23 protein-coding genes are annotated in these 26,315 nt (G+C 62.9%); 4 read left to right on the forward strand and 19 right to left on the reverse strand.

Going from position 1 to position 26,315, the window contains the following annotated elements; genetic code table 11:
• Nucleotides 1-86 precede the first annotated feature (86 nt).
• The 9 genes from AC1Q80_RS25485 to AC1Q80_RS25525 form a co-directional block, all read right to left on the reverse strand.
• Nucleotides 87-1,124, reverse strand: a complete 1,038-nt coding sequence (locus tag AC1Q80_RS25485) for a sulfate ABC transporter substrate-binding protein (RefSeq protein WP_412728350.1) — start codon at nucleotides 1,122-1,124, stop codon at nucleotides 87-89.
• A gap of 307 nt (nucleotides 1,125-1,431) precedes the next feature.
• Complete coding sequence (locus AC1Q80_RS25490; protein WP_492362224.1) at nucleotides 1,432-2,490, reverse strand: D-TA family PLP-dependent enzyme; 1,059 nt, start codon at nucleotides 2,488-2,490, stop codon at nucleotides 1,432-1,434.
• A 296-nt stretch (nucleotides 2,491-2,786) separates the two neighbouring features.
• Nucleotides 2,787-3,146, reverse strand: coding sequence for an antibiotic biosynthesis monooxygenase (locus AC1Q80_RS25495; RefSeq protein ID WP_492362225.1), 360 nt, complete (start codon nucleotides 3,144-3,146; stop codon nucleotides 2,787-2,789).
• Between the two features lie 76 nt (nucleotides 3,147-3,222).
• Nucleotides 3,223-4,308 carry an ABC transporter ATP-binding protein gene (locus tag AC1Q80_RS25500; protein WP_492362226.1) on the reverse strand — a complete coding sequence of 362 codons (1,086 nt, stop codon included), beginning with the start codon at nucleotides 4,306-4,308 and terminating at the stop codon, nucleotides 3,223-3,225.
• On the reverse strand, nucleotides 4,305-5,240 hold the full coding sequence (locus AC1Q80_RS25505) for a PfkB family carbohydrate kinase (protein WP_492362227.1): 936 nt from the start codon (nucleotides 5,238-5,240) through the stop codon (nucleotides 4,305-4,307). The genes AC1Q80_RS25500 and AC1Q80_RS25505 overlap by 4 nt, the downstream gene beginning before the upstream one ends.
• Nucleotides 5,241-5,243: 3 nt before the next feature.
• Nucleotides 5,244-6,269 carry an SIS domain-containing protein gene (locus AC1Q80_RS25510; protein ID WP_173423148.1) on the reverse strand — a complete coding sequence of 342 codons (1,026 nt, stop codon included), beginning with the start codon at nucleotides 6,267-6,269 and terminating at the stop codon, nucleotides 5,244-5,246.
• Nucleotides 6,266-7,111: a carbohydrate ABC transporter permease gene (locus tag AC1Q80_RS25515; protein ID WP_492362228.1), complete on the reverse strand. Its 846-nt coding sequence runs from the start codon at nucleotides 7,109-7,111 to the stop codon at nucleotides 6,266-6,268. The genes AC1Q80_RS25510 and AC1Q80_RS25515 overlap by 4 nt, the downstream gene beginning before the upstream one ends.
• The gene (locus tag AC1Q80_RS25520; protein WP_492362229.1) at nucleotides 7,111-7,992 is read right to left on the reverse strand and encodes a carbohydrate ABC transporter permease; all 882 of its coding nucleotides are present in this window, start codon (nucleotides 7,990-7,992) and stop codon (nucleotides 7,111-7,113) included. The genes AC1Q80_RS25515 and AC1Q80_RS25520 overlap by 1 nt, the downstream gene beginning before the upstream one ends.
• Nucleotides 7,993-8,099: 107 nt before the next feature.
• Nucleotides 8,100-9,338, reverse strand: a complete 1,239-nt coding sequence (locus AC1Q80_RS25525; protein WP_492362230.1) for an extracellular solute-binding protein — start codon at nucleotides 9,336-9,338, stop codon at nucleotides 8,100-8,102.
• A 231-nt stretch (nucleotides 9,339-9,569) separates the two neighbouring features.
• On the opposite strand from AC1Q80_RS25525, the gene AC1Q80_RS25530 reads away from it, so the two are divergent.
• Nucleotides 9,570-10,799 (forward strand): ROK family protein, encoded by a 1,230-nt coding sequence (locus AC1Q80_RS25530; RefSeq protein WP_492362231.1) that lies wholly within the window; start codon nucleotides 9,570-9,572, stop codon nucleotides 10,797-10,799.
• A gap of 18 nt (nucleotides 10,800-10,817) precedes the next feature.
• Here AC1Q80_RS25530 and AC1Q80_RS25535 read toward each other — a convergent pair whose 3' ends face one another.
• Nucleotides 10,818-11,738, reverse strand: coding sequence for a LysR family transcriptional regulator (locus AC1Q80_RS25535; protein WP_173423143.1), 921 nt, complete (start codon nucleotides 11,736-11,738; stop codon nucleotides 10,818-10,820).
• Nucleotides 11,739-11,863: 125 nt separating this feature from the next.
• Between AC1Q80_RS25535 and AC1Q80_RS25540 the strand changes: the two genes are divergently transcribed.
• From AC1Q80_RS25540 to AC1Q80_RS25550, 3 genes are all read left to right on the forward strand, one after another.
• Nucleotides 11,864-12,739 (forward strand): pirin family protein, encoded by an 876-nt coding sequence (locus AC1Q80_RS25540; protein WP_492362232.1) that lies wholly within the window; start codon nucleotides 11,864-11,866, stop codon nucleotides 12,737-12,739.
• 93 nt (nucleotides 12,740-12,832) lie between these two features.
• Nucleotides 12,833-13,459: an isochorismate family cysteine hydrolase YcaC gene (ycaC, locus tag AC1Q80_RS25545; RefSeq protein ID WP_492362233.1), complete on the forward strand. Its 627-nt coding sequence runs from the start codon at nucleotides 12,833-12,835 to the stop codon at nucleotides 13,457-13,459.
• A 27-nt stretch (nucleotides 13,460-13,486) separates the two neighbouring features.
• Nucleotides 13,487-14,167: an isochorismatase family protein gene (locus AC1Q80_RS25550; RefSeq protein ID WP_492362234.1), complete on the forward strand. Its 681-nt coding sequence runs from the start codon at nucleotides 13,487-13,489 to the stop codon at nucleotides 14,165-14,167.
• Between the two features lie 229 nt (nucleotides 14,168-14,396).
• Here AC1Q80_RS25550 and AC1Q80_RS25555 read toward each other — a convergent pair whose 3' ends face one another.
• The 9 genes from AC1Q80_RS25555 to AC1Q80_RS25595 all read right to left on the reverse strand — a co-directional run bounded on the left by AC1Q80_RS25555 (nucleotide 14,397) and on the right by AC1Q80_RS25595 (nucleotide 26,301).
• Nucleotides 14,397-15,656, reverse strand: coding sequence for a M20 family metallo-hydrolase (locus AC1Q80_RS25555; RefSeq protein WP_492362235.1), 1,260 nt, complete (start codon nucleotides 15,654-15,656; stop codon nucleotides 14,397-14,399).
• A complete protein-coding gene (locus AC1Q80_RS25560; RefSeq protein WP_492362236.1) occupies nucleotides 15,653-16,189 on the reverse strand; it encodes an L-2-amino-thiazoline-4-carboxylic acid hydrolase in 537 nt (178 codons plus the stop codon). Before AC1Q80_RS25560 ends, AC1Q80_RS25555 begins: the two co-directional genes overlap by 4 nt.
• Before the next feature lie 233 nt (nucleotides 16,190-16,422).
• Nucleotides 16,423-18,918, reverse strand: coding sequence for a spermidine synthase (locus tag AC1Q80_RS25565; protein WP_492362237.1), 2,496 nt, complete (start codon nucleotides 18,916-18,918; stop codon nucleotides 16,423-16,425).
• Between the two features lie 138 nt (nucleotides 18,919-19,056).
• The gene (locus tag AC1Q80_RS25570; RefSeq protein WP_234903128.1) at nucleotides 19,057-20,604 is read right to left on the reverse strand and encodes an arylsulfatase; all 1,548 of its coding nucleotides are present in this window, start codon (nucleotides 20,602-20,604) and stop codon (nucleotides 19,057-19,059) included.
• 254 nt (nucleotides 20,605-20,858) lie between these two features.
• Nucleotides 20,859-22,220 carry a BatD family protein gene (locus tag AC1Q80_RS25575; protein ID WP_492362238.1) on the reverse strand — a complete coding sequence of 454 codons (1,362 nt, stop codon included), beginning with the start codon at nucleotides 22,218-22,220 and terminating at the stop codon, nucleotides 20,859-20,861.
• The gene (locus tag AC1Q80_RS25580) at nucleotides 22,217-23,788 is read right to left on the reverse strand and encodes a VWA domain-containing protein (RefSeq protein WP_492362239.1); all 1,572 of its coding nucleotides are present in this window, start codon (nucleotides 23,786-23,788) and stop codon (nucleotides 22,217-22,219) included. Before AC1Q80_RS25580 ends, AC1Q80_RS25575 begins: the two co-directional genes overlap by 4 nt.
• Nucleotides 23,785-24,789, reverse strand: a complete 1,005-nt coding sequence (locus AC1Q80_RS25585; RefSeq protein ID WP_209790074.1) for a vWA domain-containing protein — start codon at nucleotides 24,787-24,789, stop codon at nucleotides 23,785-23,787. Before AC1Q80_RS25585 ends, AC1Q80_RS25580 begins: the two co-directional genes overlap by 4 nt.
• Complete coding sequence (locus tag AC1Q80_RS25590) at nucleotides 24,776-25,303, reverse strand: DUF4381 domain-containing protein (RefSeq protein ID WP_173423132.1); 528 nt, start codon at nucleotides 25,301-25,303, stop codon at nucleotides 24,776-24,778. The genes AC1Q80_RS25585 and AC1Q80_RS25590 overlap by 14 nt, the downstream gene beginning before the upstream one ends.
• Nucleotides 25,304-25,305: 2 nt before the next feature.
• Nucleotides 25,306-26,301: a DUF58 domain-containing protein gene (locus tag AC1Q80_RS25595; protein WP_492362240.1), complete on the reverse strand. Its 996-nt coding sequence runs from the start codon at nucleotides 26,299-26,301 to the stop codon at nucleotides 25,306-25,308.
• Nucleotides 26,302-26,315 lie beyond the last annotated feature (14 nt).

Below are 26,315 nucleotides of genomic sequence, written 5' to 3' on the forward strand. Positions count from 1 at the left end.
TAACCGCAATCCCTATGCGGGCCTGACAAAACAATCGGCCGGATCGGATGGCCCGGCCGATTGCATCATTGCTTCAACAGGGTCGATTATTGGCCCGGCTTGTAGATCTGGTCGAACACGCCACCGTCGCCGAAGTACTTCGGTTGCGCTTCCTTCCAGCCACCAAAGTCCTCGATCGTCACGAGCTTGAGATCACCGAACCGCGCGACGTCCTTGGGGTCGGCAGCAGCCGGCTTGAACGGACGGTAGTAGTGCTTGGCTGCGATCTTCTGGCCGGCATCGCTGTAGAGGTAACCGAGATAGGCCTCGGCGACCTTGCGCGTGCCCTTGGCATCGACGTTACCGTCGACAAGTGCCACCGGCGGCTCGGCCTTGATCGAGATCGACGGCGTGACGATATCGAAATTATCCGGGCCCAGCTCTTCCAGCGAAAGATAGGCTTCGTTTTCCCAGGCGAGCAGAACGTCGCCAAGGCCACGCTGCACGAATGTCGTGGTCGAGCCACGCGCACCGGTGTCGAGCACCGGCACATGCTTGAACAGTTCGGTGACGAACTCCTGTGCCTTGCCATCGTCGCCGCCATTTGCAGCGCGGGCATAGGCCCAGGCCGCCAGGAAGTTCCAGCGGGCGCCGCCCGAGGTCTTCGGGTTCGGCGTGATCACCTGGATGTCAGGCTTGACCAGATCGCCCCAGTCCTTGATGCCTTTCGGGTTGCCCTTGCGCACCAGGAAGACGATCGTCGACGTATAGGGTGCGCTGTTGTTTTCGAACTTGGTCTTCCAGTCCGCCGGGATCTTTCCGGTTTCCTTGGCGATCGCGTCGATATCGGCCTCAAGTGCGAGGGTCACGACATCGGCCTGCAGACCGTCGATCACGGAGCGAGCCTGTTTGCCCGAACCGCCATGCGACGTCTGGATCGTCACCGTTTCACCGGTGTCCGCCTTCCACTTTTCAGCGAAAGCGACGTTGAAGTCCTTATAAAGTTCACGTGTCGGGTCATAGGACACGTTCAGGATCGTCGTGTCGGCAAAAGCCACACTTGCAGCACCAAGCTGCAGGCCTCCGACTACAATTGCCAGTCCCACAATTCCGGTAATTCGTCCAAAGCCCATCTCGACCTCCATCGGTTACCAGATAAAACTATCAATTTAATCGACTGCAACAACGCAAACTGATGATGCTGGAAGTGGCTATGGGGAAATGTCCTATCGTTATTTAGCATTTTTTAGGAACAGTTTGCCCGGCGCCCATCCGACCCGCCAATCTTCCCTGTTTGGAGAGCCGGCGGGAGGATAGCATGGCGTTTTCTCAGGCGTGCATCAAAATTGCGGCTTCGAAGACGCGACTGGCTCGAACATGGTCCGGAAGTCGCGACTTGAGCGTTGCTGATGTCATTCGGGCGGTGTTTGCGCGCCGGTTGATGCGAGGCGGTTAGAGTACGTGGCCGCGTGCGACGATCGGCCAGACGGCCTTGGGCTCGTCGCCTTCGACAATATGCACGGCGTCGACCATGTTGGTGACGACGCAGGCATGGTTCGGGACGATCCGCAACTGCTCTCCGACCGCGAGCCGGATCGGCCCGTCGCTTACCAGCCGGCCGTGTTCTTCAGAAAGCTGGTCGATACGGATGTCGTCGCGGCCAAGCACATGGCCATAGCCCGTCAGGCCCAGGAGGTCGGCGGTCAGCACCTTGCTGCCGGCATCGATGATCGCGCGGTGTTCCGAGGGCACCGAGACGACGGTGGCGAGCACGGTGAGGGCACAGTCGTCCCAGGTGGCGACCCCGCGCGAAACGAGGGAGCGGTCGTTGTAGATGTAGGTGCCGGGACGGTATTCGGTCGCGACCGGCGCGCCGGCAGCATGCATCATGCTGGGAGTGCCGCCTGATGTGATTGAGGGCACAGCGATGCCGTCGGCCTCGATCAGGCGCTTGGCCTCGCTCATGAAGGCCTGGACTTTCGCTTCGCCCGCAATCGGCGGATAGGTCATCAATCCGGCGAAGTCTACGCCCTTGGCATCGTTGATCCGCTTTGCCAGACGGGCGGCCTCGGCCGGTGATGGCACCCCGCACCGGTCAGCGCCGGTGTTGCATTCGACAAACACCCGGAGCGGCTTGTCCTTGGCCGAAAAATGCGAGGACAGACCATCGATGACGGTTTCGTTGTCGGCGACGACGGCAAGCGCAATGCGGTTGTTCAGGCCTTCGAGGCGATTGAGCTTGGGCTCGCCCAGGATGTTGTAGGTAATGAGCACGTCGGTGATCCGCTCACTGCCATCCACCATCGCCTCGGCCTCGGTCACCTTCTGGCAGGTGATGCCAACAGCGCCGGCGTCCAGCTGCAGCTCGGCCATCTGTGGCAACTTGTGCGTCTTGATATGCGGGCGGACGCGGATGCCGTGCGCATCCGCATAGGCCTGGAACGTGCGGATGTTCCGCTTGGCAATCTCGATATCCACCAGCACGGCGGGGGTTTCGATCGGCACGGGCATCGCTCATTAAATCCTTCTGTCGGGCGCTGCATAAGACGAAGCTACATCATTCGCCCTTGACAAGTTATGACCGTCGGCTTTCCGGGCGTCAATCCATTACTCAGGATTTAAATCTATTATAATGGAATATAAGTGGAGGGCAAAAAATGGCGAGATGCAGGTGATCAGGGGGCTGGCGGAGGACGGCGAGAGTGTGCTGCTTGCCACGCACGAGATGGTTTACGCCAAGAGATTTCCTCCCGGCTGATCTTCATGAACCGGTGGGCGTGTCGGCGAAGAGCAACCACGGCCCTTTGCTAAGCGCCGGTCCTGGCAGATGAGGCCGCCGGCGTTGGCCCGACTTCGCCGATCGCCCGGAAGGTTCGACGTGCGCCTTTGGTCGACAGGCGTTCAAATGCAGCCTCCAATGCTGCAATCCGCCCCTTGGTATCGGAAACGCGTTCGAAATTGTGAAAATCCGCCTCGCTTGCCCATTCGACGATGGCGCAGACGGAGCTGCCGTCAGTGTTTGCAAGAAAGCGCGCGGAGATGAAGCCGGGATAGGATGCAACCCAGTCCTTTTGGATGCGGGCGAATTCGGCCGCGATCGCGGGTTGGTCGTCCACGCTGGACGCGGTGTAGTCGATAACAGAAAAGAAATGGCTCAGCGGCTTCATCGCAATCCTCGCACCATAACGTCAGGACCTTGGACTATGCACAGGTCACAGCCGCACGCAACGGTTGCTCTCGGCGTCACGAGGCGAGCAGCGATCGACCGGTTTCCGGGTCGAACAGATGCAAGGCGCCTTCGTCGAAGGCAAAGGACCGCTCGGTATCGATTGCAAGCTGCGTGCGCGGCGGCAGGCAAGCGGTGATCCGCTCGCCGCCGATACGCGCCGTGACAACCAGTTCCGGGCCGGTCAATTCGACCACGTCCACGCGGGCGGTCAGCCGCAGCGCATTTGCCTCGTCGGTTGCCAGCCGCAGTGCTTCCGGGCGAATGCCGACCTTGACCCGTTGGCCATTCTGCACTCTGCCGTGAAAGCGTGCCGGCAGGACGATCGGCTCGTCGCCGCCCTGCACCCGCAAGCCGCCGTCAGAGACCGCGGCCTCGAAAATGTTCATCGGCGGTGAGCCGACGAAGCCGGCGACATAGAGCGTTGCCGGGCGGTCGTAGATCTCTTCCGGCGTACCGAGCTGTTCGATGCGGCCGTCGCGCATGACGGCGATGCGGGTAGCGAGCGTCATCGCCTCGATCTGGTCGTGGGTGACATAGACCACGGTCGTCTTCAGCAACTGGTGCAGCCGCTTCAACTCCGTGCGCATTTCCATGCGCAGCTTGGCGTCGAGGTTAGACAGCGGTTCGTCGAAAAGGAACACCTGCGGATTGCGCACCAGCGCCCGACCGATGGCGACGCGTTGGCGCTGGCCGCCGGAAAGCTGGGCCGGCTTGCGCTGAAGCAGGTTTTCGATCTGTAGCAGCCTTGCCGTTTCGATAACCGCCTTTTCGCGCTCGGGCGCCGGAACCTTGCGCATTTCGAGGCCGAAGCCGATGTTGCGGGCGACGCTCATGTTCGGGTAGAGCGCGTAGGATTGGAACACCATGGCAATATCGCGATCCTTGGGGTGTACCCCGACGATAGAGCGGGTGCCGATACTAATGTCGCCACCGGTCGGTTCGGCAAGGCCGGCGATGATGTTGAGCAGGGTCGACTTGCCGCAGCCCGACGAGCCGAGCAGCACCAGGAATTCGCCGCTTTCCAGCGCGATGTCGATGCCTTTCAGCGTCTCGACTTCGCCGTAGCGCTTGTGAATGTTGCGGATCTCAAGCGCGCTCATGCGGTCGTCTCCTGAAGAAAGGCGGATAAGGGGTTTCCATAAGCGCGGGGAAGCGTCGAGATCGCCTCGGATGCTATGGTGACGCCGGTTCGAAGGCAGTCCTTGAGCGGCATGCCGGCGGCAAGGGCTGCGAGAAAGCCGGCGTTGAACACGTCGCCCGCGCCGATCGTGTCGATCACTTTGACCGAGGGCGCGGCGACGGAGACGATGTCTCCGGTCGAGCCAAGGGCCAATGCCCCGTTTGGCCCGCGCTTGACGACGACGATCGCGTCTTCGGGCATATGTGTCTTCAGTGCGCGGGCGGCGTCCGCTGGATCGGCAAGGCCGGTCAGCGTCGTCGTCTCGACCTCGTTGAAGAGCGCAAGCCGGCAGCGTTTCAGCCAGCCGATCGTCGCGGCACAGTTTGTGTCCGTCCAGCCGTCGAGCGGCCAGCCGGTGTCGAGCGCGACGGCGATATCGTGCGCCTCGGCCCAGTCGAAGACATCGTCATAGGCAGCGGTCAGCGCATCGGTCAGGAACGAACCGGCAAGCAGCGCAAGGCCGCCACGCAGGCGCTCGCCATCGAGCATGGCGCGGACTTCGTCGAAACTGAAGAGCGGCAGGTGCCCGCGGGTGGTGAAAAAGGTGCGTTCGCCGTCCGGATGGGTGATGCCGACCGACAGGGTCGTGCCGACGTTTTCGACCGGCCAGCCGCTGGCGCGCTCGGCAAAGGCGTCCTTTAGCCAGGTGCCGAACTGGTCGTTGCCGATGTTTGCGGCAATCGCATAGTCGACGCCGAGCGAATCCCAAGCAAGCGCGCTGTTGCCGGCACAGCCGCCGACGCGCAGTTCGTCATGGTCGACGATGATTTCTGTACCCGCCTTCGGCCAGGGAGCGGCCGGCCCGAGGATGAGATCGACGTTGACGTTGCCGATGACGACAAGAGGACGCATGCTTCATTCACTCCGGGTAATCTTGGTCGACCGCACCGGCGTTCCGGCGTCAGTGACGCGTGCCTGCGCAAAGGCGATCATGAAGGATTGCGCCACCGGCAGCATCGCAAAGATCGCTGCCATGCCGGCGGCCTTTTCGAAGGAAAGCGTGGTCACGCCGGGGATCGGTGTCTCGCCGGAGGCATCGAAGACGATGACCGGCGCGCCGGCTTCTGCTGCCGAAACCGCCATGGCGCTGACGAGGCCGGCAGTTGCATCCGCGGCGCGAAACAGGACGACGCCGACTGACGGGCCGAGCATCTCCATCGGCCCGTGCCGCAGTTGCCCGCCTTCGAGCGAGAAGCAGGGCAGTCGCGACAACTCGGTCAGGCCGAGGCCGATTGCTTCGGCCAATCCCTGAAGTTGGCGGCCTGACGTCACGACGGCGCGGACGCCGGCAAGGGCTGCGAGCGCCGCTGCCGCGTCGGGCGCTTGCGGCGCTTCGATTGCCTGCAAGGCTGCGGCAGCGTCGTCGCCGAGGGCGGCCAGGACTGAAAGGTGCAAAGCAAAGCTGATCGTCAGACTGCGTGTCGCAGCGAATGCCTTTTCCGTGCCGCCGACGCCGACCAGGGAGGGCGCGCTGCGGGCCAGGAACGAGCTGCCTTCAAGGGTCAGGCCGAAGGTGTCGCTCGTGGCTCCGTTCGTTTCCGCAAACCAGCGCAATACCTCCGCACTTTCCCCCGACTGCGAGGTGACGAGGATCGTCTTGCCCTCAATCGCCAGCGGTTGTCCCAATTGCTCGGACAACGGCAGTGCGATCGCATCAATGCCGTGCGCACGGTAGAGCGGTTCGAGCGCGCGGCCGACGGCATGCGAGCCGCCCATGCCGAGCAACAACAGCTTGCCGGTCGATTTGAGCGATGCGGCGATCCTGCCGGCAAGCGCCTCGGCGGCATGGAACGATGCGACCGCGTCAGCGGCCTGGCGTGCCATTTCAAGATCGATTGCAATGAGCCCGGCTGGGCGGTTGGTTGTATCGCTCATGGTCATCCCTTGACGCCGCCGCTGGTGAGCCCTGAGATCAAGGCTTTCTGCATGACGAGACCGATCAGCACCGGGGGCAGGGCGGCAAGCACGCCGGCTGTTGCGATCAGTCCGTAGTCGGAAACACGGCCGCCGGCGAGATCGGCGATGGCGACCGTGAGCGTCTTGGCGCGCAGGTCCGATGTGAACAGCAGCGCGTAGAAGAATTCGTCCCAGGCAAGCAGGAAGGCAAAGAGCGCCGATGTTGCCATGACGGGGGCTGCGAGCGGCAGGGTGATGATCCTCAGGATCTGGTCGAGCCGTGCGCCGTCGATCATCGCAGCGCTCTCGATTTCCTTCGGGATGGCATCGAAGCCGGATTTCAGCAGCCAGGTGGTAAACGGTGCAAGGATGGTGAGATAGACGAGCGCCAGACCGAAGACCGAGTTCAAAAGGCCGAGAGTGGCAAGCCCCATATAGAGCGGCACGGCCAGCGCCACCGGCGGCAGCATGTAGGTGGCAATCACCGCGTAGAGCGACCAGGAGACCGCAGGCGTCCGCGACACGGCCCAGGCCGAGGGAATGGCAACGGCAATGGCGGCAAGCGTCGCCATGCCGGCAACCTTCAGGCTGTTGAGGAGCGAGGCGACGAAGGCCGCACCCGCGCTGTTTTCGAGCGTGCTCAGCAGCACGCCGTAGCGCGACAGGTCGATCTCATCGGGCCACCAGTTGAGCGGCTTTGCTGAGAGGTCGGCGGCGGACGATATACTCATGATGAAGAGCCACAGGACGGGCGCAAGGATGACGGCCGCCAGCAACAGGGCCGAGGCGTAGATGAAGGCGGTAAAGAGCGGGCTCTGGCGTTCCATCAGGTGGCTCCTGCAGCTTTGCGCACGAGGGCGGCATAAGCGACCGCGAGCACCGTGACCAGGAGGGTGACGATCAGTGCTAGAGAGGCGCCAGATCCCGCGCGCTGAAACGAGAAGGCTTCCTGATAGACGAGGATCGACAGCGTGCGCGTGCTATTGGCCGGACCGCCGCGCGTCATCACCCAGACAAGGTCGAACACCTTGAAGGCCTCGATCGTGCGCAGCACCAGTGCCACTAGCAGCGGGCCCGCGAGATAGGGCATGATGACATAACGGAAGCGGTTTATCGGCCCGGCGCCATCGACGAGCGAGGCGGCCGTGATGTCGCGCGGCACGGCCTGAAGGGCGGCAAGCGCGATCAGGGCGACAAGCGGAAAGTTCTTCCAGCAGTCGGCGACGATGAGCGCGGCCAGCGCCGACCCGGGCTCGCCGAGCCAGGAACGATAGCTGTCGATCAGTCCGATCTGGGTCAGGGCGGCGTTCAATGCACCATATTCCGGATTGTAGATCAGCCGCCACAGAGTGGCATTGACGACGGTCGGCAGCGCCCAGGGCAGGATCATCAAGGCGCGCAGCGCCGTGCGGCCGCGAAATTGCTGATTGAGCAAGAGAGCCGCCAGCACGCCGATCACCATTTCGGCCGTTACCGAGATCACCGCGAACCAGGTTGTGGTGACCAGGGCGCGCTGGAAATTTGAGCCGCCGAGCACCTTGGCATAGTTGTCGATGCCGACGAATGTGCCTTCGGTGCCGACGAGCTTCGCATCGGTGAACGAAAGCCTGACAGTGTCGAGCAGCGGCCAGCCGATGACAGCGATCATGACTATGAGCAGCGGCAGCATCAAAAGCCACGCGCGCGTCGTTATCCAGGTACCGGACATGGGTTGGAAACCTTTTCGGCCATCTTGGCCATGATGCTATTGCCGAACAAATCGTCCCGGCAAGTCCCGGGCGGCAGAGCCACCCGGGAAGTCGAGGACCGAAGGGGTCAGAGGCCGCTGTTTTCGGCGGCGGTCTTCAGCGCATCCTCGGCGGAGGCCTGGCCAAGCAGCGCTTCCTGGATCGCCTGTTGCAGGGCTGTCGAAAGCTCCTGGTACTTCGGCGTCGCCGGGCGCGGATACATGGCGGCAAGGCCGAGCTTCGCAGCGGCGATCAGCTCTTCCTGGCCCTTGGTGACGTTGGCGTCTTCATAGGAGGACGCCCAGATCGGCAGGCTCAGCTTGGCATAGGCATTCTGCGTCGGCTGCGAGGTCATATGGACGATGTACTTCCACGCTTCGTCCGGATGCTTGCTGGTCGAGGTGATGCCAAGGCCCATCGAGCCGTTGACGGCCGAAACCTCGCTCTTGCCCGCGACACCCGGTGCCGGCACGACGCCGACCTTGCCGGCGACCTTGCTTTCCTTGGGGTCGTTGGCGAGGTTGTACATGTAGGTCCAGTTGAGCGCGAAGGCGGCTTCACCGTTCTGGAAGACCTTGCGAACGTCTTCTTCCAGGAACTCCTTCGAGTTCGGATTGGTGAGCCCCGAAGAATAGCTCGTTACCATGTAGTTGAGCGCGTCGAGACCGCCGCCCGACGTGAAGGCAGGTTTGCCGCCGTCGATGAACTTGCCGCCATAGGCGCTGACGAGCGTGGTGTAGTCGCAGATCGCTGCCTCGGCCTGCGACCAGCTCCAAGCGATCGGCGTTGCGGCCAGTCCCTTGTCCTTGATGATCTTGGCCTGTTCGGTCAGTTCGTCCCAGGTCTTCGGCGGCGCCTTGATGCCGGCCTTCTCAAGGATTTCCTTGTTGTAGAACAGGTATTTGGTGTCGAGGATCCACGGCATGCCGTAGCGCTTGGCGTCATATTCGACCGTCGTCCAGGCGCCCGGCAGGACGCCGGATTTCATCTCGTCGGTGATGCGGTCGGAGACATCGACCAGCACCTTGTTGGAGGCGTATTCGGCCGGCCAGATTACGTCGAAGAGCACGACGTCATAGCCGCCGCCAGAGCCCTGCGCCAGCACGGTCTTGTCGTGCAGGCCCTCGTAGGGGGCGAATTCAAGATTGACCTTCACATCCGGATTGGCCTTGGTGAAGGCCTCGGTCATGGCGCGCACGTCGGCTTCGCTATAGGCCGCCTGCGCCATGAACAGTGCATTGAGCGTGGTTTCGGCATAGGCGTGGCCGGCAAAGGACAAGCCGAGCAAGGTTGCGCTGAGCAATGTGGTTTTAATGGATTTCAACATTCCTGCCTCCAATAACTGAGCGTTTCAGTTTGCCGGCACACCTTTCCGGTGAGCCGGATATGAGAAATCCGCCCGCTTGCGGGCGGCCGTCGACATATCTATCGGAGCGCTGGTGACGACCTCTGGTCGTAGCCTTCGTTCCCCCGGAGCTCTTTGCGGCTCCCAATTAAGTCAATTGTCTTGACTTATTTCTTGTTCAATATTCTAACGGTGTCAAGTGGGGTTTTCGGGATGAATGATTTGCGGCCGATCCGGGCAAAGAGCGGCACCAACCAGGAAGGGACGAGCGCCCACAACCGGCGCGTCATGATCGACGCATTGCGGCTGAACGGGCAACTGTCCCGCGCCGACCTTGCCCGTGCGACCGCGCTGACGAAGCAGACGGTTTCCAACATCATCGAGGATCTGGAATGCGACGGGCTGGTCCAGTCGCTGACAGCGGTCCGCAATGGCCGGGGACAGCCGTCGACGCCCTATCGCCTGGTTGCCGAGGGCGCCTTTGCCATCGGCCTGCAGATCGACCGGCACGTCACGCGCACCATCGCGGTGGATCTCGAGGGTACCGTTCTGGCGCGCGCAGAGGCCAACCTTCCGGCGGGCGGGCCGGCGACCGGTGTCAAGACCATTCTCGATCTCATCGAAAAGACCCGGCGTGATCTGGCGTCGGTCGCGCCGCAATCGGAGCAACGCCTTGTCGGACTTGGTGCGGCGATGCCGGGTCCGTTCGGGGTTGAGGCGGACGGCGACGATCCTTGGATGATGGCGGCCTGGCAGAATTACCCGCTGCTTGAAACGCTTGCCGCCGGCACCGGCCTCGATGTTGCCTTGCAGAACGATTCGGCGGCGGCCGCCACGGCCGAGCGTCTGGTCGGCGCAGCGCACGGTGTCGATCACGCCATCTGTATCTATCTCGGCTACGGTCTTGGCGCCGGGCTGATCCTCAACGGCGAGCTTTATCGGGGCGCCAACGGCAACGGCGGCGAGATCGGCATGATCCTCAGCCGGCCGCGGGGGGCTGCCGAGCATGAGCGCACACCGCTCGAATACCGCGCCTCGATTGCGTCTCTCTGCAAGCTGCTCGAGTTCGATCCCGCCGACCCGGAGCTCTATGCCCGCATCGATGCGGCCGTCGTAGGCGGGGATATCCGGTTGCCAGGTTGGCTGGATGCGGCCGTCTACGAATTGCGCGCGGCGGTGCAGGCGCTGGAAACCATCTTCGATCCACAGACCGTGATCCTGTGCGGCGGGCTGCCGCCGGGCTTGGCGCAGTTGATCACCAATGCGATGCAACCACTTCTTCCCTCGCTCGCCGATCGTCGCGACCGCCGACTGCCACGGCTGCAAGTCGGATTCACCGATCCCTGGGCAGTCGCCATCGGCGCTGCCGCCGAGCCGATCAGCCGTACCTTTGATCCGCGCTTTTCGGCGATCCTGAAGACGCGCACGGTAGAGGCTTCGTGATACAGGACTGCGGCGGCATCACGTTCTGGGTTCGTCCAGACGCGCAAGCTCGGCATATTCGACGGCAAGAAAGTCGAGCAGGGCCCTGACCGAGGGGAGCAGCCCACGCCGGGACGGAAAGGCGGCATGAATGATGCCGGCCCGGGGCGCCCACTGCGGCAGCACGTCGACCAGCGTTCCATCCTTCAGATCCTGCCTGACGACCATGGTCGGCAATTGTGTGACACCGACGCCTTTCAGTGCGGCGAGCCGCAGGGCCACCATGTCTTCGGTGACGAGCCGCGGGTTGTGGCGCACGATGGCGCTGGCGCCATCTGGTCCGTCCAGGCACCACTCATGCTCCTGCCGGTTTGAATTCCATGCCAGGCTCGGAAGGGTGGCGAGATCGGCGGGCGTCAAGGGCCGTGCGTCGGGACGGAGCAGCCGGGGGCTGGCGACCAGGCGCTGCGCGCTCTCGGCCAGTCGCTTGATCACCAGATCGCTCTCTTCCAGCGGCGGGAAGCGGACGCGGATGGCAATGTCTATGCCTTCCCGCAGCACATCCACCTGCCTGTTGGTGCTCTCCAGCACCACCTCGACCTTCGGGCAGCCGGCCATGAAGCGGGCGATCATCTCGCCGACCTGGAAATAGAGCACTGAGGAGGGGCAACTGACATGCACGACGCCCTGGGGCTCGGAACGCGTGCGGTCGATCACCTCTTGCGCCGCTTCGGCTTCCACCAGCATGGCGACGCAATGGCGGTAATATTCCTTGCCGATATCCGTAACGACGAAGTGGCGCGTCGAGCGCTGGACGAGACGGACGCCGAGCCGCTCTTCCAGCAGTCCGATGCGACGGCTGAGCCGCGAGCGCGGCATATCGAGCTTGCGGGCTGCCGCCGCAAAGCCGTTCTGCTCGACGACATCGACGAAAAGTTTAAGATCGTTCAAGTCCTGCATGGTGAATTATTGTCCTATGGATAGGACACTGTAGCCTGTTTTGGCTGCCTACCGCCAGATTTGTCACAAGAATATGTTCCTCCCAACGTCATCGCTTGTCACGCGATGCACAAGGAGAAACAGACATGCGCAAGATACTCGGCATCTTCGGAAACGCCCGATCGCACTGGGCCGGCGATGGCTTTCCGGTGCGCTCGCTTTTGTCCCATGACAGCGTCGGCGAGCATGCAAGCCCGTTCCTGCTGCTTGACTATGCAGGCCCGGCGGAGTTTGCGCCGGCAACGTACCGTCGCGGTGTCGGCGTGCACCCGCATCGAGGCTTCGAAACGGTGACCGTCGTCTACCGTGGCGAAGTGGATCACCGCGACTCTGCCGGCAATGGTGGCCATATCGGCCCGGGCGACGTGCAATGGATGACAGCAGCTGGCGGTATCATGCATGAAGAATACCACTCCGACGCTTTCACCAGGCAGGGCGGCACGCTGGAAATGGTTCAGCTCTGGGTCAACCTCCCGGCGCGGGCCAAGTCCGCAAGGCCGCGATACCAAACCCTGCTCAACGCTGACATACCCGCAGTGACGCTGCCGGAAGGTGCCGGCACGCTCAGGGTGATCGCCGGTACGTTCGACGGTCGCAACGGACCGGCGCAGACGTTTACGCCGATCAATCTCTGGGATCTTCGCCTCAATGAGGGCGGTTCGCGGGCCCTTGAGCTGCCTCAAGGTCATTCGGTCGGGCTGGCGGTGTTGCGCGGAACCGTGCTCGTCAACGGCAGCGACCTGATCGGCGAAGCCCAGTTCGGCCTCATGAGCCGTGAAGGCGGCGCCATCACACTCGACGCGAGCTCCGATGCGACGGTGCTTGTCCTGAGTGGTGAGCCGATCGACGAGCCGGTGGTCATGCATGGGCCGTTCGTGATGAACACCGCCGACGAAATCCGCCAGGCCTTCGCCGACTTCCAGAACGGCCGCTTCGGCGCCGTCCCCGAACCGGCACTTTGAGCTCTCGGGTGCTCGGAACCCCGCGCCGAGCGCATGACGGCCGATCGACGGCCCGAGCACGCGGACATGACGAAAGATGAAGGAGCCTTCACCATGGCAAAAACATACGAGCGTCTCGACAAGGATCAGGCTGCGGTCCTGCTTGTTGACCACCAGGCGGGCCTGCTCTCGCTGGTCAGGGATATCGACCCGGACAAGTTCAAGAACAATGTTCTGGCGCTCGCCGATCTCGCGAAATACTTCAAGCTGCCGACGATTCTGACGACCAGTTTCGAGGACGGGCCGAACGGTCCGATCGTGCCGGAGCTGAAGGAAATGTTTCCCGATGCTCCCTTCATTCCGCGCCCCGGCCAAATCAATGCCTGGGACAATGAAGACTTCGTCAAGGCGATCAGGGCCACTGGCAAGAAGCAACTGATCATTGCCGGCGTCGTCACCGAGGTTTGCGTCGCATTCCCGGCGCTGTCCGCCATCGAGGAAGGCTTCGATGTCTTCGTCGTGACCGATGCCTCCGGCACGTTCAACGACATCACCCGCCATTCTGCCTGGGATCGCATGTCGCAGGCCGGCGCCCAGCTGATGACCTGGTTCGGTGTCGCCTGCGAACTGCACCGCGATTGGCGCAACGACGTCGAGGGGCTTGGAACGCTGTTCTCGAACCATATCCCCGACTACCGCAACCTGATCAACAGCTACACCACCACCAAGGCTTCCCGCTAACCGCGGGCCACCCTAGGAGAAAAGCCCATGACGAACGTCGCAAACTTCAACGGCGCCCGCCCGGTCATCGACCCGGACGATGCGGTCATGCTTCTGATCGACCATCAGAGCGGCCTGTTCCAGACCGTCAACGACATGCCGATGCCGAAGCTTCGCGCTCACGCGGCAGCGCTCGCCAGCATGGCGACGCTGGCGAAAATGCCTGTGATCACCACGGCGTCGGTGCCGCAAGGCCCGAACGGCCCGCTGATCCCGGAAATCCACGCGAACGCGCCGCATGCGAAATATGTCGGCCGTCGCGGCGAGATCAACGCCTGGGACAACCCGGACTTCGTTGCGGCCGTCAAGGCCACGGGCCGCAAGACGCTGATCATTGCCGGCACGATCACCAGCGTCTGCATGGCGTTCCCGGCGATCAGTGCCGCGCACGAGGGCTACAAGGTTTTCGCCGTCGTCGATGCGTCGGGCACCTATTCGAAGATGGCACAGGAGATCACCCTTGCCCGCGTCGTCCAGGCGGGTGTTATCCCGATGGACACTGCCGCCGTCGCCTCCGAACTGCAGCGCACCTGGCACCGCGACGACGCGCAGCAATGGGCCGAGATCTACACCAAGATCTTCCCGGAATATCAGCTGCTGATCGAAAGCTATCTGAAGGCGCAGCAAGTCGAGAAGGATAACGAGCAACTGGACTCGGCCCGCGGCTGAGCCGGCATGTGGCGCAAGGCGTGGTGGCTATGGGATAAAGCATTTCCAGGAAAAGTGCGGAGCGGTTTTCCGTCAGGAAATGCGTAAGAACAGAGACATAGAGCGTTTCTGTGTTTCCGTCTAAATCGGAAACGCTCTAGCGGCCTGCGTAACACCAAGCGCTGAGAGCGCGGAAACGAGCATTGAAACCAACGTCGCCGGCGGAACATACCGCCGGCGACGCTTTTCGTTATTTCAGATCGATCTGTAGCACCGTCTGCAGCAGCACGTCGGCACCGCGGGCGCATTCCTCTGGCGAGGAATACTCCGCTTCGTTGTGCGACAGCCCGTCCTTCGAAGGCACGAAGATCATGGCCGTCGGGCACCTGCCGGCGATATGGGCGGCATCGTGACCGGCGCCGGAGACGACCTCGGTTGCGGAATAGCCGAGTGCGGCGGTGCTGGCACGCACGGCATCGACAATGCCGGGATCGAACACGACCGGCTGCTTCGACCAGATGTGACTGAGGGCGACCCTGGCGTCGATCGCCCCGATCGCCTGCTCAAGCGCGGCCTGCATCAGGTCTAGCCCTGCTTCGGAGGGGTGGCGCATGTCGATCTGCAACTGCACCGAGCCCGGCACGACATTGCGCGAATTGGGGCCGACTGCGGCAAACCCTGTGGTGCCGACGCCGGGTGCGTGACGGCGCGCGATATCGCGCACGGCAAGCACGATCTCGGAGGCTGCGACCAGCGCGTCGTCACGCTGCGCCATCGGGGTGCTGCCGGCATGGGCTTCCGTCCCGGTGATCGTCACATCGAACCAGCGCACGCCCTGGACGCCGGTGACGATACCGATCTCGGTCGCCGCCGCTTCCAGAAGCGGGCCTTGCTCGATGTGGAGCTCGACATAGGCGGCAAAGCCGACATGACCGACAGCGGTTTCGCCGCGATAGCCGATGGTTTCGAGCGCCGCCAAAACCGTCTTTCCATCGCGGTCGATCAAAGCCTCGATTGCTTCCAGGCGCGATGCGCCGGAAAAGACGCCGGAACCCATCATCGCCGGCGAGAAGCGCGAGCCTTCCTCGTTCGTCCAGTTGACGACGGTCAGGCCGTGCCGCAGCACAGTCGCTGTCTCCTTCAGCGTGCGGATCAGTTCCACCCCCGCGAGCACGCCGAGGATCCCGTCGAACCTGCCGCCCTGCGGCTGGGTGTCAAGGTGACTTCCGACCGCGATCGGCGGCAGTGACGGGTCTTCGCCGGGATAGGTAGCGAAGATATTGCCGATCCGGTCGACTTCGATCGTGCAGCCAAGCGAGCGGCATTCGGCGATGAACCAGTCGCGGACTTGCCGGTCTTCCTCCGTCAGTGTCAGTCGGGTCACGCCGCCCTTGTCGGTGCCGCCGAAGCCCGCCGTGGCAACGATATCGGCCCATAGCCGGTCGCCGTTGATCGCAGGCATGTTGGTGCCGGTAGCCAGGGGTTTGCGCGCTTGCCCCGTGGCGGTCATTTCTCTTCTCCCGCCGCTTCAGCATTCAGGCGGTAGCGGAAGTCGCAATGGGACGCGCCTTGCATCACTGTCTGCGTGCGCTCCAGCGTGATGCGCGGATCGTAGCCGGTGCAAAAAACGCCGTCACGGTTGCAGGAAAGCAAGTGTCCGATATGGCCGAGCCCCATCTCGCGATAGGTCTCGGCGTATCGACAGCGCTTGACGTTGTAGTGGAACTCGTCGTCCGTCGCCTTCGTCACCTCGATCGTCAGGGCATCGTCCTGCGTCCAGAGATCCTGCAGCTCCTGGAACGTCCGTAGATTGGTGCCGCCGGGGGTCTTGGCCGCAAACGCCTTGCCGGCCTCGATGGCGGCGCGGCTGACAGCCTTGTCGAGGATCGCCTGGGCGCGTTCCTCGCCGATCTCCTCGCGCATCGCCTCATAGATCGGTGCAATGATGCCGGCCTCTATGCGCCGCCGCGCGAGAATGCCCAGCTCACCTTCCATCGCCGCCCGCGATGTCGCGGCGGCTGCTGAATTGTCCTGGTCCGTCATGAGATTTCCTGCCTCCCTGCCCAACAGATGGTTGGATTGAATGGCGACAGGATACACCGTGATCGTGGATGCCGGGTTGCAATCAGGTGCCATTCATAAGGGCCGTTGCGCAAATATTTCGCGCCAGGCTGCCTTTACGGCGGAATTATTCTTGGTCGGCTGCGGTTGTCCGCGCGGCTTGAGCAGGCCGCTCGGAAGACTGAGCGGGACGTCAACGACAGCAATCAACTCCGTTACCGCGGACTGCTTGGAACGAACCACCTGTAATACGGGTTGGCCGGTTCGACCCGCATCAGCACCTCCATGTCGCGCGCCCATTCCGCGCGGTAGCCGGCATAGGCATTGAGAGAGGCCTGATAGAAAAGCAGAAGCCTGTTGTGCGCTTCGGCAATCGCCGTTTTCGTTGCGGGCTCGGCCGCAAGGAGCGGAAGCTCGGTCCTGAGAGAGAGCAGCGACGGAAGCGTGCGCTGCAACTCGTCGGGCCGCACCCAGCTTGCGTATTCGATGCGCGGCTGATCGTCCGTCACCGGAAGTGCGCTGCCTGCGTAGCGTTCCAATCCCGAGCGATCCATCATCCAGGTCGCCAGCAGATCGGCCGGGCTGGAAATGCCGACCTCGCCAAGTGCCGCCGCAATCGGGCGCTCCTTCATCCGGTCGGCAATTCGCGTGGCATCGAGTTCCTGCGGCTGGAGCGACCCGACCAGCAGCATCTCGTGCAGCTCGGTCGACCAGAGCGTGACTTCAGGGAAAGTGTCGAGGAAGCTTCTGACGAGGGAGCGGGTGTCCTCGTCATTCTGGGTGGCGATAGGTAGCCATTGCGCCACCATGCCGTTCTCGGCCAGACGCGCGCGCGCCAGACGGTAGAAGTCGGACGAATAGAGATTGACGACGCCGGCTGCGGACGGCGGCGGCGGCTCCAAAGTGATGAGGTCGTAGCGCTCCTCGCTGCGCAGCAGTTCGCGCCGTCCGTCGCGCAGGCGGATCTCCAGCCGCGTATCTCCGGCAGCGCCAAGGTTGCCCGCAAACAGAGCAGACGCGCGGGCGACCGAAGGCAAGAGTTCCGCTGCCACGCGGCGTTCCAGCCCGGGATAGGCCAGCAGCGACCCGGCGGTGATGCCGGTTCCAAGACCGATTACCAGCGCCGACTTCGGTTCGCCCTTGTGGATCAGGAGCGGCAACAAGGCCTGTAGCCGCATGTAGCGCAGCGACGGCATGGCATCGCCGGTATTGGAGACACCCTGGATATAGAGCCGCCGGAAGCGGCGGTCGGCTTGCCCCTGCTCGATGACCGCGACGGTGGCGCCGAGGCCTTCTTCGTAGGAAACGATCGTGCCGTCGCTGCGTGATTTCGTCAGCAGAGCAGCGAGCCTGTCCGGCGGCACGAAGATGGCGAGCAAGAGAGTGAGGGCACCGAGCACCGGCACGGCAAGTCGAGGGCCGGCACGCAGGCTGCTCTTACCTCTGCTAATCGCAACAAGGCCGATCGCCGCGGCAATGACCGCCAGGATGGCAAAGCTGCGGATGATACCGAGCGTCGGGATCAGCAGAAAACCGGAGGCAAGCGTTCCGGCGATACCGCCGAGCGTATTGAAGGCGAGCACGCGGCCGGTATCGCGCCCGATATGGGCAGGGTTGACGGAAAGGCGCAACGCCACCGGAAAAGCGGCGCCGAGGATCAGTGTCGGCACGAAAACGATGGCAAGTGCGGCCACGACGAAGCGGACGCTCATGCCGGCAAATATGCTGCCTGTGACGGCTGCAACCGCCGCTTCGGCGTTTGTCTGCCAAACTGTGAGCCACGTGCCGAGCACGGCCAACTCAAAAAGTGCGACGAGGCCCGCCGCGGTAATGAGCAGGCCGAATGTGGTCCAGGGATCGGCAAGCCGATCGGTTCGGCGTGCAAACAGCGCTGCACCGAGTGCAAGGCCGGCCAGATAGGTGGCAAGCACGACCGAGAAGGCGAAGGAGCGGGTCGAGATGAATTGCACGATTGCCTGCGACCAGGCGACCTCGTAGCCGAGCGCCACGCCGCCGGCGAGCGCGTAAAGAGCAAGGGCCAGGTGGGAGCCGCCCTCACCAGTGGAGGATGCCGGCAATGCCTGCGGTGCAGTGATTGTGGACGCAGCGCTGCGAGAGAGCGCGAGCGCTGCGGCAGAAAGCCCTAGAGCGGCCGCGGCAAGGCCGGTTGCCTGCACCCCGAGCACTGGAACGATGACAAAGGAGACCGCAAGGCAGCCAGTGATGGCGCCAAGCGTATTGGCAGCGTAGAGCCGCCCACCCTTGGCTCCAACACCGCCGGGCGCTGTTTCGAGGGCGCGCAGGAGGACGGGAAGCGTTCCGCCCATCAGAAAGGCCGGTGCGGCAACAATCAGGATCAGCATTGTCCACGCGACAACGGGCAGGTTCGTCTCGATCGAGACGAAGAGTGGGGCGATCCGCGAAAGCCCAAAAGTAACCCCAACGCCGAGCAGGGCGACGCCGATCTCAAGCAGGGCATAGACGCGCAAGGGACGGGTGGCGCGATCACCGAAACGTCCGAGAACAAAGCTGCCAAGGGCAAGGCCGAGAAAGAAGGCGCTGACGCCGGCGCTCACCGCATGGATGTCGACACCGGTGACGAGCGAGAGCTGCTTGATCCAGAGAACCTGAAAGATCAGTGCGGCCGCACCGGACAAAAAGAGCATGAAGCCGGCCATGGCGGGGCTGAAGGCATAGGCCCGGTGCTGCATACTCTGTCTCTCGTTGGACCCGTCGACATCGACCGGGCACACGGGTGCGGAACTCTTTACGGTCAATCCGGCTCACCATAGATGCTGAATGCGGAAAAGGAATAGGCGGCGCGTCCGAGACGCGCCGCCCTTATCAGCTTACTGGGCCGCTGGGACCTTTTTCATGATCTCGTCGATTTTGGCATGCACGCCCTCCTCGACCTGATCGACCGAGAAGCTTGCCGGCTTCTGGCTCGGCGGATACTCGATGAAGGTCTCCAGGAAAGTAGCTGCCTTCATGGTCGCAATCCCGGCAAGATAAACGTTCTTTGTCCTCCAGTCGTTGTATTGATCGGAGACGATGTCTGCGCGCTCGTAGGGATCCATGCGCAGGTTGAATATCTTCGGCACGCGCAAGCAGGTGAAGGGATCTTGCCAGACATCGAAGCCGCCAGGCTTGCGCATTTCGCAGAAGACGGCTTTCCAGTTGTCAAAGCGCATCGCAACAAGCTTAGCGTCGTCATTGAAGTAGTAGAACTCGTTGCGGGATCCCTTCGGTTGCTCGCCGGTGAGGTAGGGCAGCTGGTTGTAGCCGTCGAGATGGACCTTGAAGTCCTTGTCGCCGAGCTTCGTGCCTTTCAGCAACCGGTCCTTGATGTCTTTGTCGCCGGCAGCTGCGAGCAGCGTCGGGAACCAGTCGAGGCCGGAGACCATCTCATTGGAGACGCCAGGCTTGATCTTGCCCGGCCAGCGGATCATGGCGGGAACGCGGAAAGCGCCTTCCCAGTTGGTATCTTTCTCACTGCGGAACGGCGTGGTTGCCGCGTCCGGCCACGAGAACTGATTGGGGCCGTTGTCCGTGGCGTAGACGACGATGGTGTTGTCGGCGATCTTCAGGTCGTCGATGGCTTTCAGGAGTTTGCCGACGTCGTTGTCATGTTCGACCATGCCGTCCGCATAGTCGTTGCCGGGCATGCCGCTCTGACCCTGGTATTCAGGCCGTATGTGCGTAAACAGGTGCATGCGTGTCGTGTTCATCCAGGTGAAGAAGGGTTTGCCTTCCTTGACCTGCTTTTCCATGAAGCCAATGGCCGCCGCCGTGGTTTCGTCGTCGATCGTTTCCATGCGCTTCGTGTTGAGCGCACCGGTGTCTTCGATCTTACCATCGGCAAATGAATGCAGCACACCGCGCGGAGTGGCCGCCTTGACGAAGGGATCGTTCGGATCCTTCGGCCAATAGGGCCGCTCCGGCTCTTCCTCCGCGTTCAGATGGTAAAGATTACCGAAGAATTCGTCGAAGCCGTGGGCGGTCGGCAGGTACTCGTCCTTGTCGCCAAGGTGGTTCTTGCCGAACTGTCCGGTCGCGTAGCCAAGTGGCTTCAACGCCTGGGCAATCGTGACATCGCGATCCTGAATTCCGACGGGCGCGCCGGGAACACCGACCTTTGACATGCCGGTGCGCAGTACCGACTGGCCGGTGATGAAGGTGGAGCGGCCCGCCGTGCAGCTGTTCTCGGCGTAATAGTCGGTGAACAGCACGCCTTCGCTAGCGAGGCGGTCGATGTTCGGGGTCTTGTAGCCCATCACGCCGAAGGAATAGGCGCTGATGTTGGTCTGGCCGATGTCGTCCCCGAAAATAACGAGAATATTGGGCTTGGCTGTATCCTGGGCGAAGGCCGGCAGGGACGACGCCGAGATCGTCGTCATCAGCACGGTGCCGGCAAGCGCAAGCGCTTTCGGCTTGATGGACCTGTGGACCGCCGAAGCAGCCAGCAGGCCGAAGGCACTCTTCAAATCAATGGGCATCTCATGTCTCCCTGAGGCCACGACGGATTGCGTTGGGTCTGGCAGGCAAAGTCTTGGATCGTACCGCTGAACTGTGGGTTGAACGGCGTGCAACCGGCAAGTACGTAACGGTTACGAAAGCCTGCATCGGGCCGTAACGTCCCGGTGGCCAAGCGTTAGCGCGTGTTCAGCACGTCTGTTTCGAACACCGGATTGAGATCGGGCAGGCCATTGTCTGACGCCGGCTCGATGTCGGAGGTTTGCTCGAGCCAGCGACGCCTCGCCTTGGTGAGACCGGCTCTGAGTGGCAGGAGATCGGGCTTCTGAGCCGCTTGCGTGGAGCGATAAAGCGACTGCTGGTGGTCGGCGAAGGCTGCGTTCGTCCCGGGGTCGGCGAAGCGTTCGAGCCACTCCGTCAACGGCACATTCCCCGTCTTGCGTGACCATGCGTCGATCGCCGCTTCAAGACGTTGGGCGTCGCCGCTACGGCATCCCTCGTCGACGCGGCGGAAGGCCGTGGGTTCGGACTGCGCTCGGTCCGCCTGGACTTCGTCTAACCATGCCTGGACGCGACCGGCCAAAACGGCGGCAATTTGGATCACGAGCGCAAATGTCGCAACGGCAAGGCCAGCGGCAATCCACCACAACCAGTCGAAGGGCGCTTCGTCCGGCGATGGGGATGGTGGAGCAAGGCCCGTCGCGTTGGCAGGTGCTGCCGCAACCGACACCTTGGCCGCAGGCGCGTCGACCGATTGGGCTTTGCCGAGTGCCGGATCGAACCACTGCAAGGGGATGGCAGGGATCGTGTACTCACCAGCTTTCGCAAAAACATAGGTGGCCGTGTCCTTGCGAATGCCACCGCGGAACTCGCCCCGGTCGGATCTGTCCTCGGAAAGAACGGGATCGTGGACATAGACCTGCGCGCCTTCAGGCGCATCGAAGGACGGCTCCGGGATCATCATCGCTGCGAGCCCTTGCGCGTTGACGATGATGGTGCGGACCAGGGCATCACCGGCGTTGAGGCTTGCCGGGTCGCGATCGAAGGTCTGGGTCATGGTCACCTTGGCGGAGGTGACAGTCGACCGACCGTCAGCGCCTCCGGGTACGGCCGTGACGGTGAACCGCAGCATCGGCATTTTCACCTGGCCTTGTGCTGTTTCGCCCGGAACGGCGGCGTAGCCGAATGGGATATCGACCGGCGGCAATACATAGTCGCCGGCTGCCTGCGGGGTAATTATGTAGGTTTTGCGGATCCCGGAAAAGGCAACGCCGTTGATGGTCTCGTTTTGGTTCAGGCCTCGATCGTCGGGCATCGTGACAACAGTGCCCGGCAGGTCGAACAGCGGAAACTGCGGCGGCGACAGAAAGTAATTGGGAGCGAAGACGTCGACGTCGACTTCGATTTGCTGGCCGGTATAGATCGTTCCCTTGGTGGCGAGCGTGGCACGCGCGAAGGGGTCGGCGGCCAGGGCGACGTTGGCGAGTGATAGCCAGAGGGCGCCGAGCCAGAGAAGCGGGCGCCAGATGCAAAGGGTCATGGTTGCGCATCCTTCGCTTCGATCGCGAATTTCCGCGCGAGCAGGTCGGCTGGCGAAACCTGGATGTTGCGCATCCACATCTCGGCGGTCTGTGGCGCGCCCGCGACGGTTCCTTCCTTGCCCTTCTTGCCCTTGTCGTCGAACTGGACCTGGTCCGGGTCGAGGCCGGCGGCCTCCTGTTGGGCGTCCTGATCCTGCTTGTCCTTGTCGGCCTTGCGTTTTTCGGCGACCGTCAGATTCTGTTTGGCTTCGGCCCAGTCCGGGCGGCGTTTCAGCGCCTGCTGGTAGGCGGCAATCGCCTCTTCGGCCTTGTCGAGGTGCATCAGGGCGTTGCCCTGATTGTAGTAGCTTTCGGCCGTATCGGCTTGCGCGAAGGCATCGATGGCGTCCTGGTAACGACCGGTGCGGTAGAGCGCCACGCCCTGCCAGGCCGGATCGGCAAAATCGCCGGCTGCACCCTGGAAATCGCCGCGCGCGATGGCGCGTTGTCCCTGCTGATCCGGGGTGAACCAGAGATCGACAAAGCTGCGATCGGCCGCTTCGGCTTTTGCTCCCGAAAGCACCGTGCCGATGGCAACCAGATAGACCGCCCAGCGCACCGTCCAACCGCGACGGAACCAGAGCGCGGCCAGGAACGTGATTGGAATGGTCAGCCACCAGCCGGCATCGTACCAGCGTGTCAGACCCTCCGCCGTCTTCTGTGCAAAGCTGGTCTGGATCCGCCTGACGATCCAGCGTACGTCGCTATCGTCGGGCGTGACGGTTGCCACCTGCGTCTTCGAAGCCGATTGCAAGGCTTTCAGCGCATCGACGTCGAGTTTGGCGCGAACCCGCGCGCCCGTCGCATCCGTCAGAAACTGGCCGCCGGCCGTCTTCACCGGGCCGCCGTCGGCGGTGCCGATGCCGAGCACCATCAGGTCATTGCGCCCTTTGTACTGCGCAAAGGCGTCGAACGCCGTGCGCTCGACGCCATCCGTCATGAACAGGATCGTGCCTGGAACGGTCTCGCTGGAAAGCGCGGCTTCCATCACTTGCAGCGCCTTACCGGTGTCCCGGCCGGAAACCGGCATGATGCCGGGCGACAGGGCGGCGAGATAAGTCCGGATCAGATTGGCATCGTCGGTGAGCGGCAAGACCATGTGGGCCGTGCCGGCATAGGCAAAGAGCGCGGTGTGTGCGCCCTTTCGCATTGAAAGGATGTCCTGCACCTTGAGCTTGGCGCGCTCAAGCCGGGTTGGCGAGATATCGGTGGCGTTCATCGTTTCGGTGAGATCGATGGCGATCGCCAGCGGTGCGGTGTCTTCGACAAAGGGCGGTTTCTCACGCTGCCATGTCGGCCCGGCGGCAGCGATCGCTGCAATCGCGATCAGGGCTGCAGTCAAGTGGACGGGGTGGAACCGGTGCTTCCCACCCTTCTCGATCAGCAGATGGTCGAGAAGATGCGGCGCGATCATGCCCTTCCATTGCGAACGCACGTCGGTGCGCCGGCCGATCAGGACGACGAGCAGGGGCGCGGCCAGCAGTGCCAACAACCAGAGGGGGCGCAGGAAATGGAAATCGACGATCATGCGTCCGCCTCCCGCTCGCGCTGCCGGGCCGTCCGCGCCGAGAGGAGCCACATCGCGGAGTGATAGAGGAGGAGGACGATCAGCGCCGCACCGAGTGGATAGTGGAACAGTTCGATACGCGGACGCCAGGACAGGGTCTTCTGGTTGGCCGGCGTCAGCTGGTCGAGAAGCACGTAGATCTTCTCGAGCGACGCCTGATCCTGGCCGAAGAAATATCGACCGTTCGTCGCTGTTGCGATCTGCTGCAGCACCGACGTGTCGAGTTTCTGCTCTCCTTGTGCATTGGGATCGCCGATACCCACCGTGTGGATGACGATATGCTTATCGGCAGCGATGCCGGCGGCCTTGTCAGGCGGCATCTTGCTTGCCGTGTCGTTGCCGTCGGTCAGAAGGATCATGACCTTATCCGGCGCCGTGCTCTGGTCGAACATCTTGATGGCGAGGCCGATCGCATCGCCGATCGCCGTGCGCGGGCCGGCCATGCCCGGCAGGCTATCGGCAAGCATCGCCTGGACCGTCTTGTGGTCGAGTGTAAACGGCACGAGGGGGTAGGGCGCATCGCCAAAGGCGATGAGGCCGAGGCGGTCCTCCGGGCGCTTGTCGATGAAATCGGCAACGACCTTGTGTACGGCGTCGACGCGGGCCTGGAGATTGCCGGCTGGATCGTGAAAGTCGCGGGTGTCCATCGATTGCGAGAGGTCGATCGCCAGCATCAGGTCGCGCTGCGGTTCTGTCTTTTCGATCGGCGGCTCGATGTATTGCGGCCGGGCCAGCGCCAGGACGACCAGGATCCAGCAGGTCGGCGCAATCAGCTTTTGCCCGAGATTGGTTTTCGGCACCACCGAGCCTTCGGTCGCCCCGATGCCGGCTGCCGCGGTGATGTCCTTGAAGAAGGGAAAGCGGATCGCCGACGATTGTTCGCGATAGGCAGGCAGCAGCCACCAGATGACGACGGGAAGCGGTAGCAGCACGAGCAGCCACGGATGATCAAGGACGTACATGATGCGCCTCGATCCAATGGCGTGCCGCCGCGATGTGGGCCTTCGCTTCGGCTTCCGGGACAGATGCCAACGCTGCCGGCCCGCGGTACTCCGCCTCTTCGAAGAAATGCGCTGCCGCTGCCGGAAAGACCGGGCCACCGGAATGGGCGTCGAGGAAGCCGATCCAGCCGCTGCCGCTCAGATTGGCAACCGTCTCACGCGGCCAGACGGCGAGCGCCGTGCGCTTGAGAAGGGCGGGCAGTGCAGCGAGCGCATGTCCCCGTGTTTGAGCAGCGCCGATACGCCCTTCGATCTCGCGCAGCGCGCCAAGCGCCTCGCGACGGTAACGATTGAGCTGACGGTAGCGGTACCAGCGCCAGAGCGCAAAGGCGATCGCCAAGAGAGCGAGAACGGCTAGTACGGCCCACGCCCAGGTCTGCGGCAGCATCGAGACATCAGGCGGCAAGGCGATGTCGGCGAGGCCGCGGAGCGCGGCAGCAAGCCCGGGATCGACCGCTGGCGTGGTGCCCTCCATCGCTACCGCCTCCGCTGACGCCAGGCGAGCTGGCCGAGCATGGTGCGCAATTGCGGTGCAATCTCTTCCGCCGAGGAGATGGGCAGCATCGGCAGGCCCAAATCCTCCTGCCATGCCTTCAGCGCCCTTCCGCGCTTGCGGGCAAAGCTGTCGATCGCTTCGCGGACGTTTCCACGGCCGAACTGAAGTTCGGCCTGCTGAGCACCGCCGCTGACGACGATGTCGCCCTTGCGCGGCAACTCGAGCATGAAGGGATCGTAGATCAGGATGGCGATCACGTCGTTATGAGCAGACAGCTTCAGCAGCATGTCGCGCGTTTCCAGGTCGTGCCCGTCGAAATCGCTGATGACGATGATCAGATGATCGTGTTTGGCAATATTGGCGACGGTTGAAAGCACCAGATCCAATTGCTCGTCGCCCCTTGCAACCTGGGAGGCGGCGGTAAGTGCGGTGTTGTGGCGCACGATGACGTCGGCAAAACGGATGACGGCTTCGCGGCTGCGGTGGGGGCGGACCTCATCGACGCTCTCGTCACCGAACACGAAGCCGCCGACCCGGTCGCCGAGCGCCGTGATGCGCCAGGCGCAGAGTGCCGCCACTTCCGCTGCCGCCACCGACTTCATCGCACGCCGGCTGCCGAAGAACATGTTCATGCGCTGGTCGACGATCACCAGTGCCGGTCGATCCTTCTCCTCGTCATAGACCCGCACGACCGGCTTTCCTGTCCGTGCCGTCACCCGCCAGTCGATGGTGCGAACGTCGTCGCCGGGCAAGTATTCCCGAAGTTCCTCGAAGGATAGCCCACGGCCACGCATGCGCGATTCATGACGTCCGGCCATCAATCGTCGCACCGGCGCCTTGCGAAGGAAGGTCAGGTCGCAGGCGATTGCCTCAAGCGCGACCAGTTCGTCGACGGAGGTGTAGGCGCCTGATGCCTCCGCCTTCCCGGGACGGGAGATGCCCTTCGACCTTGCGAATGCGGAAAGGGATATTGCCATCGGACCTTCTCCAT

The sequence above is a fragment of the Ensifer sp. GW823-FHT05D09 genome, assembly GCF_058795755.1.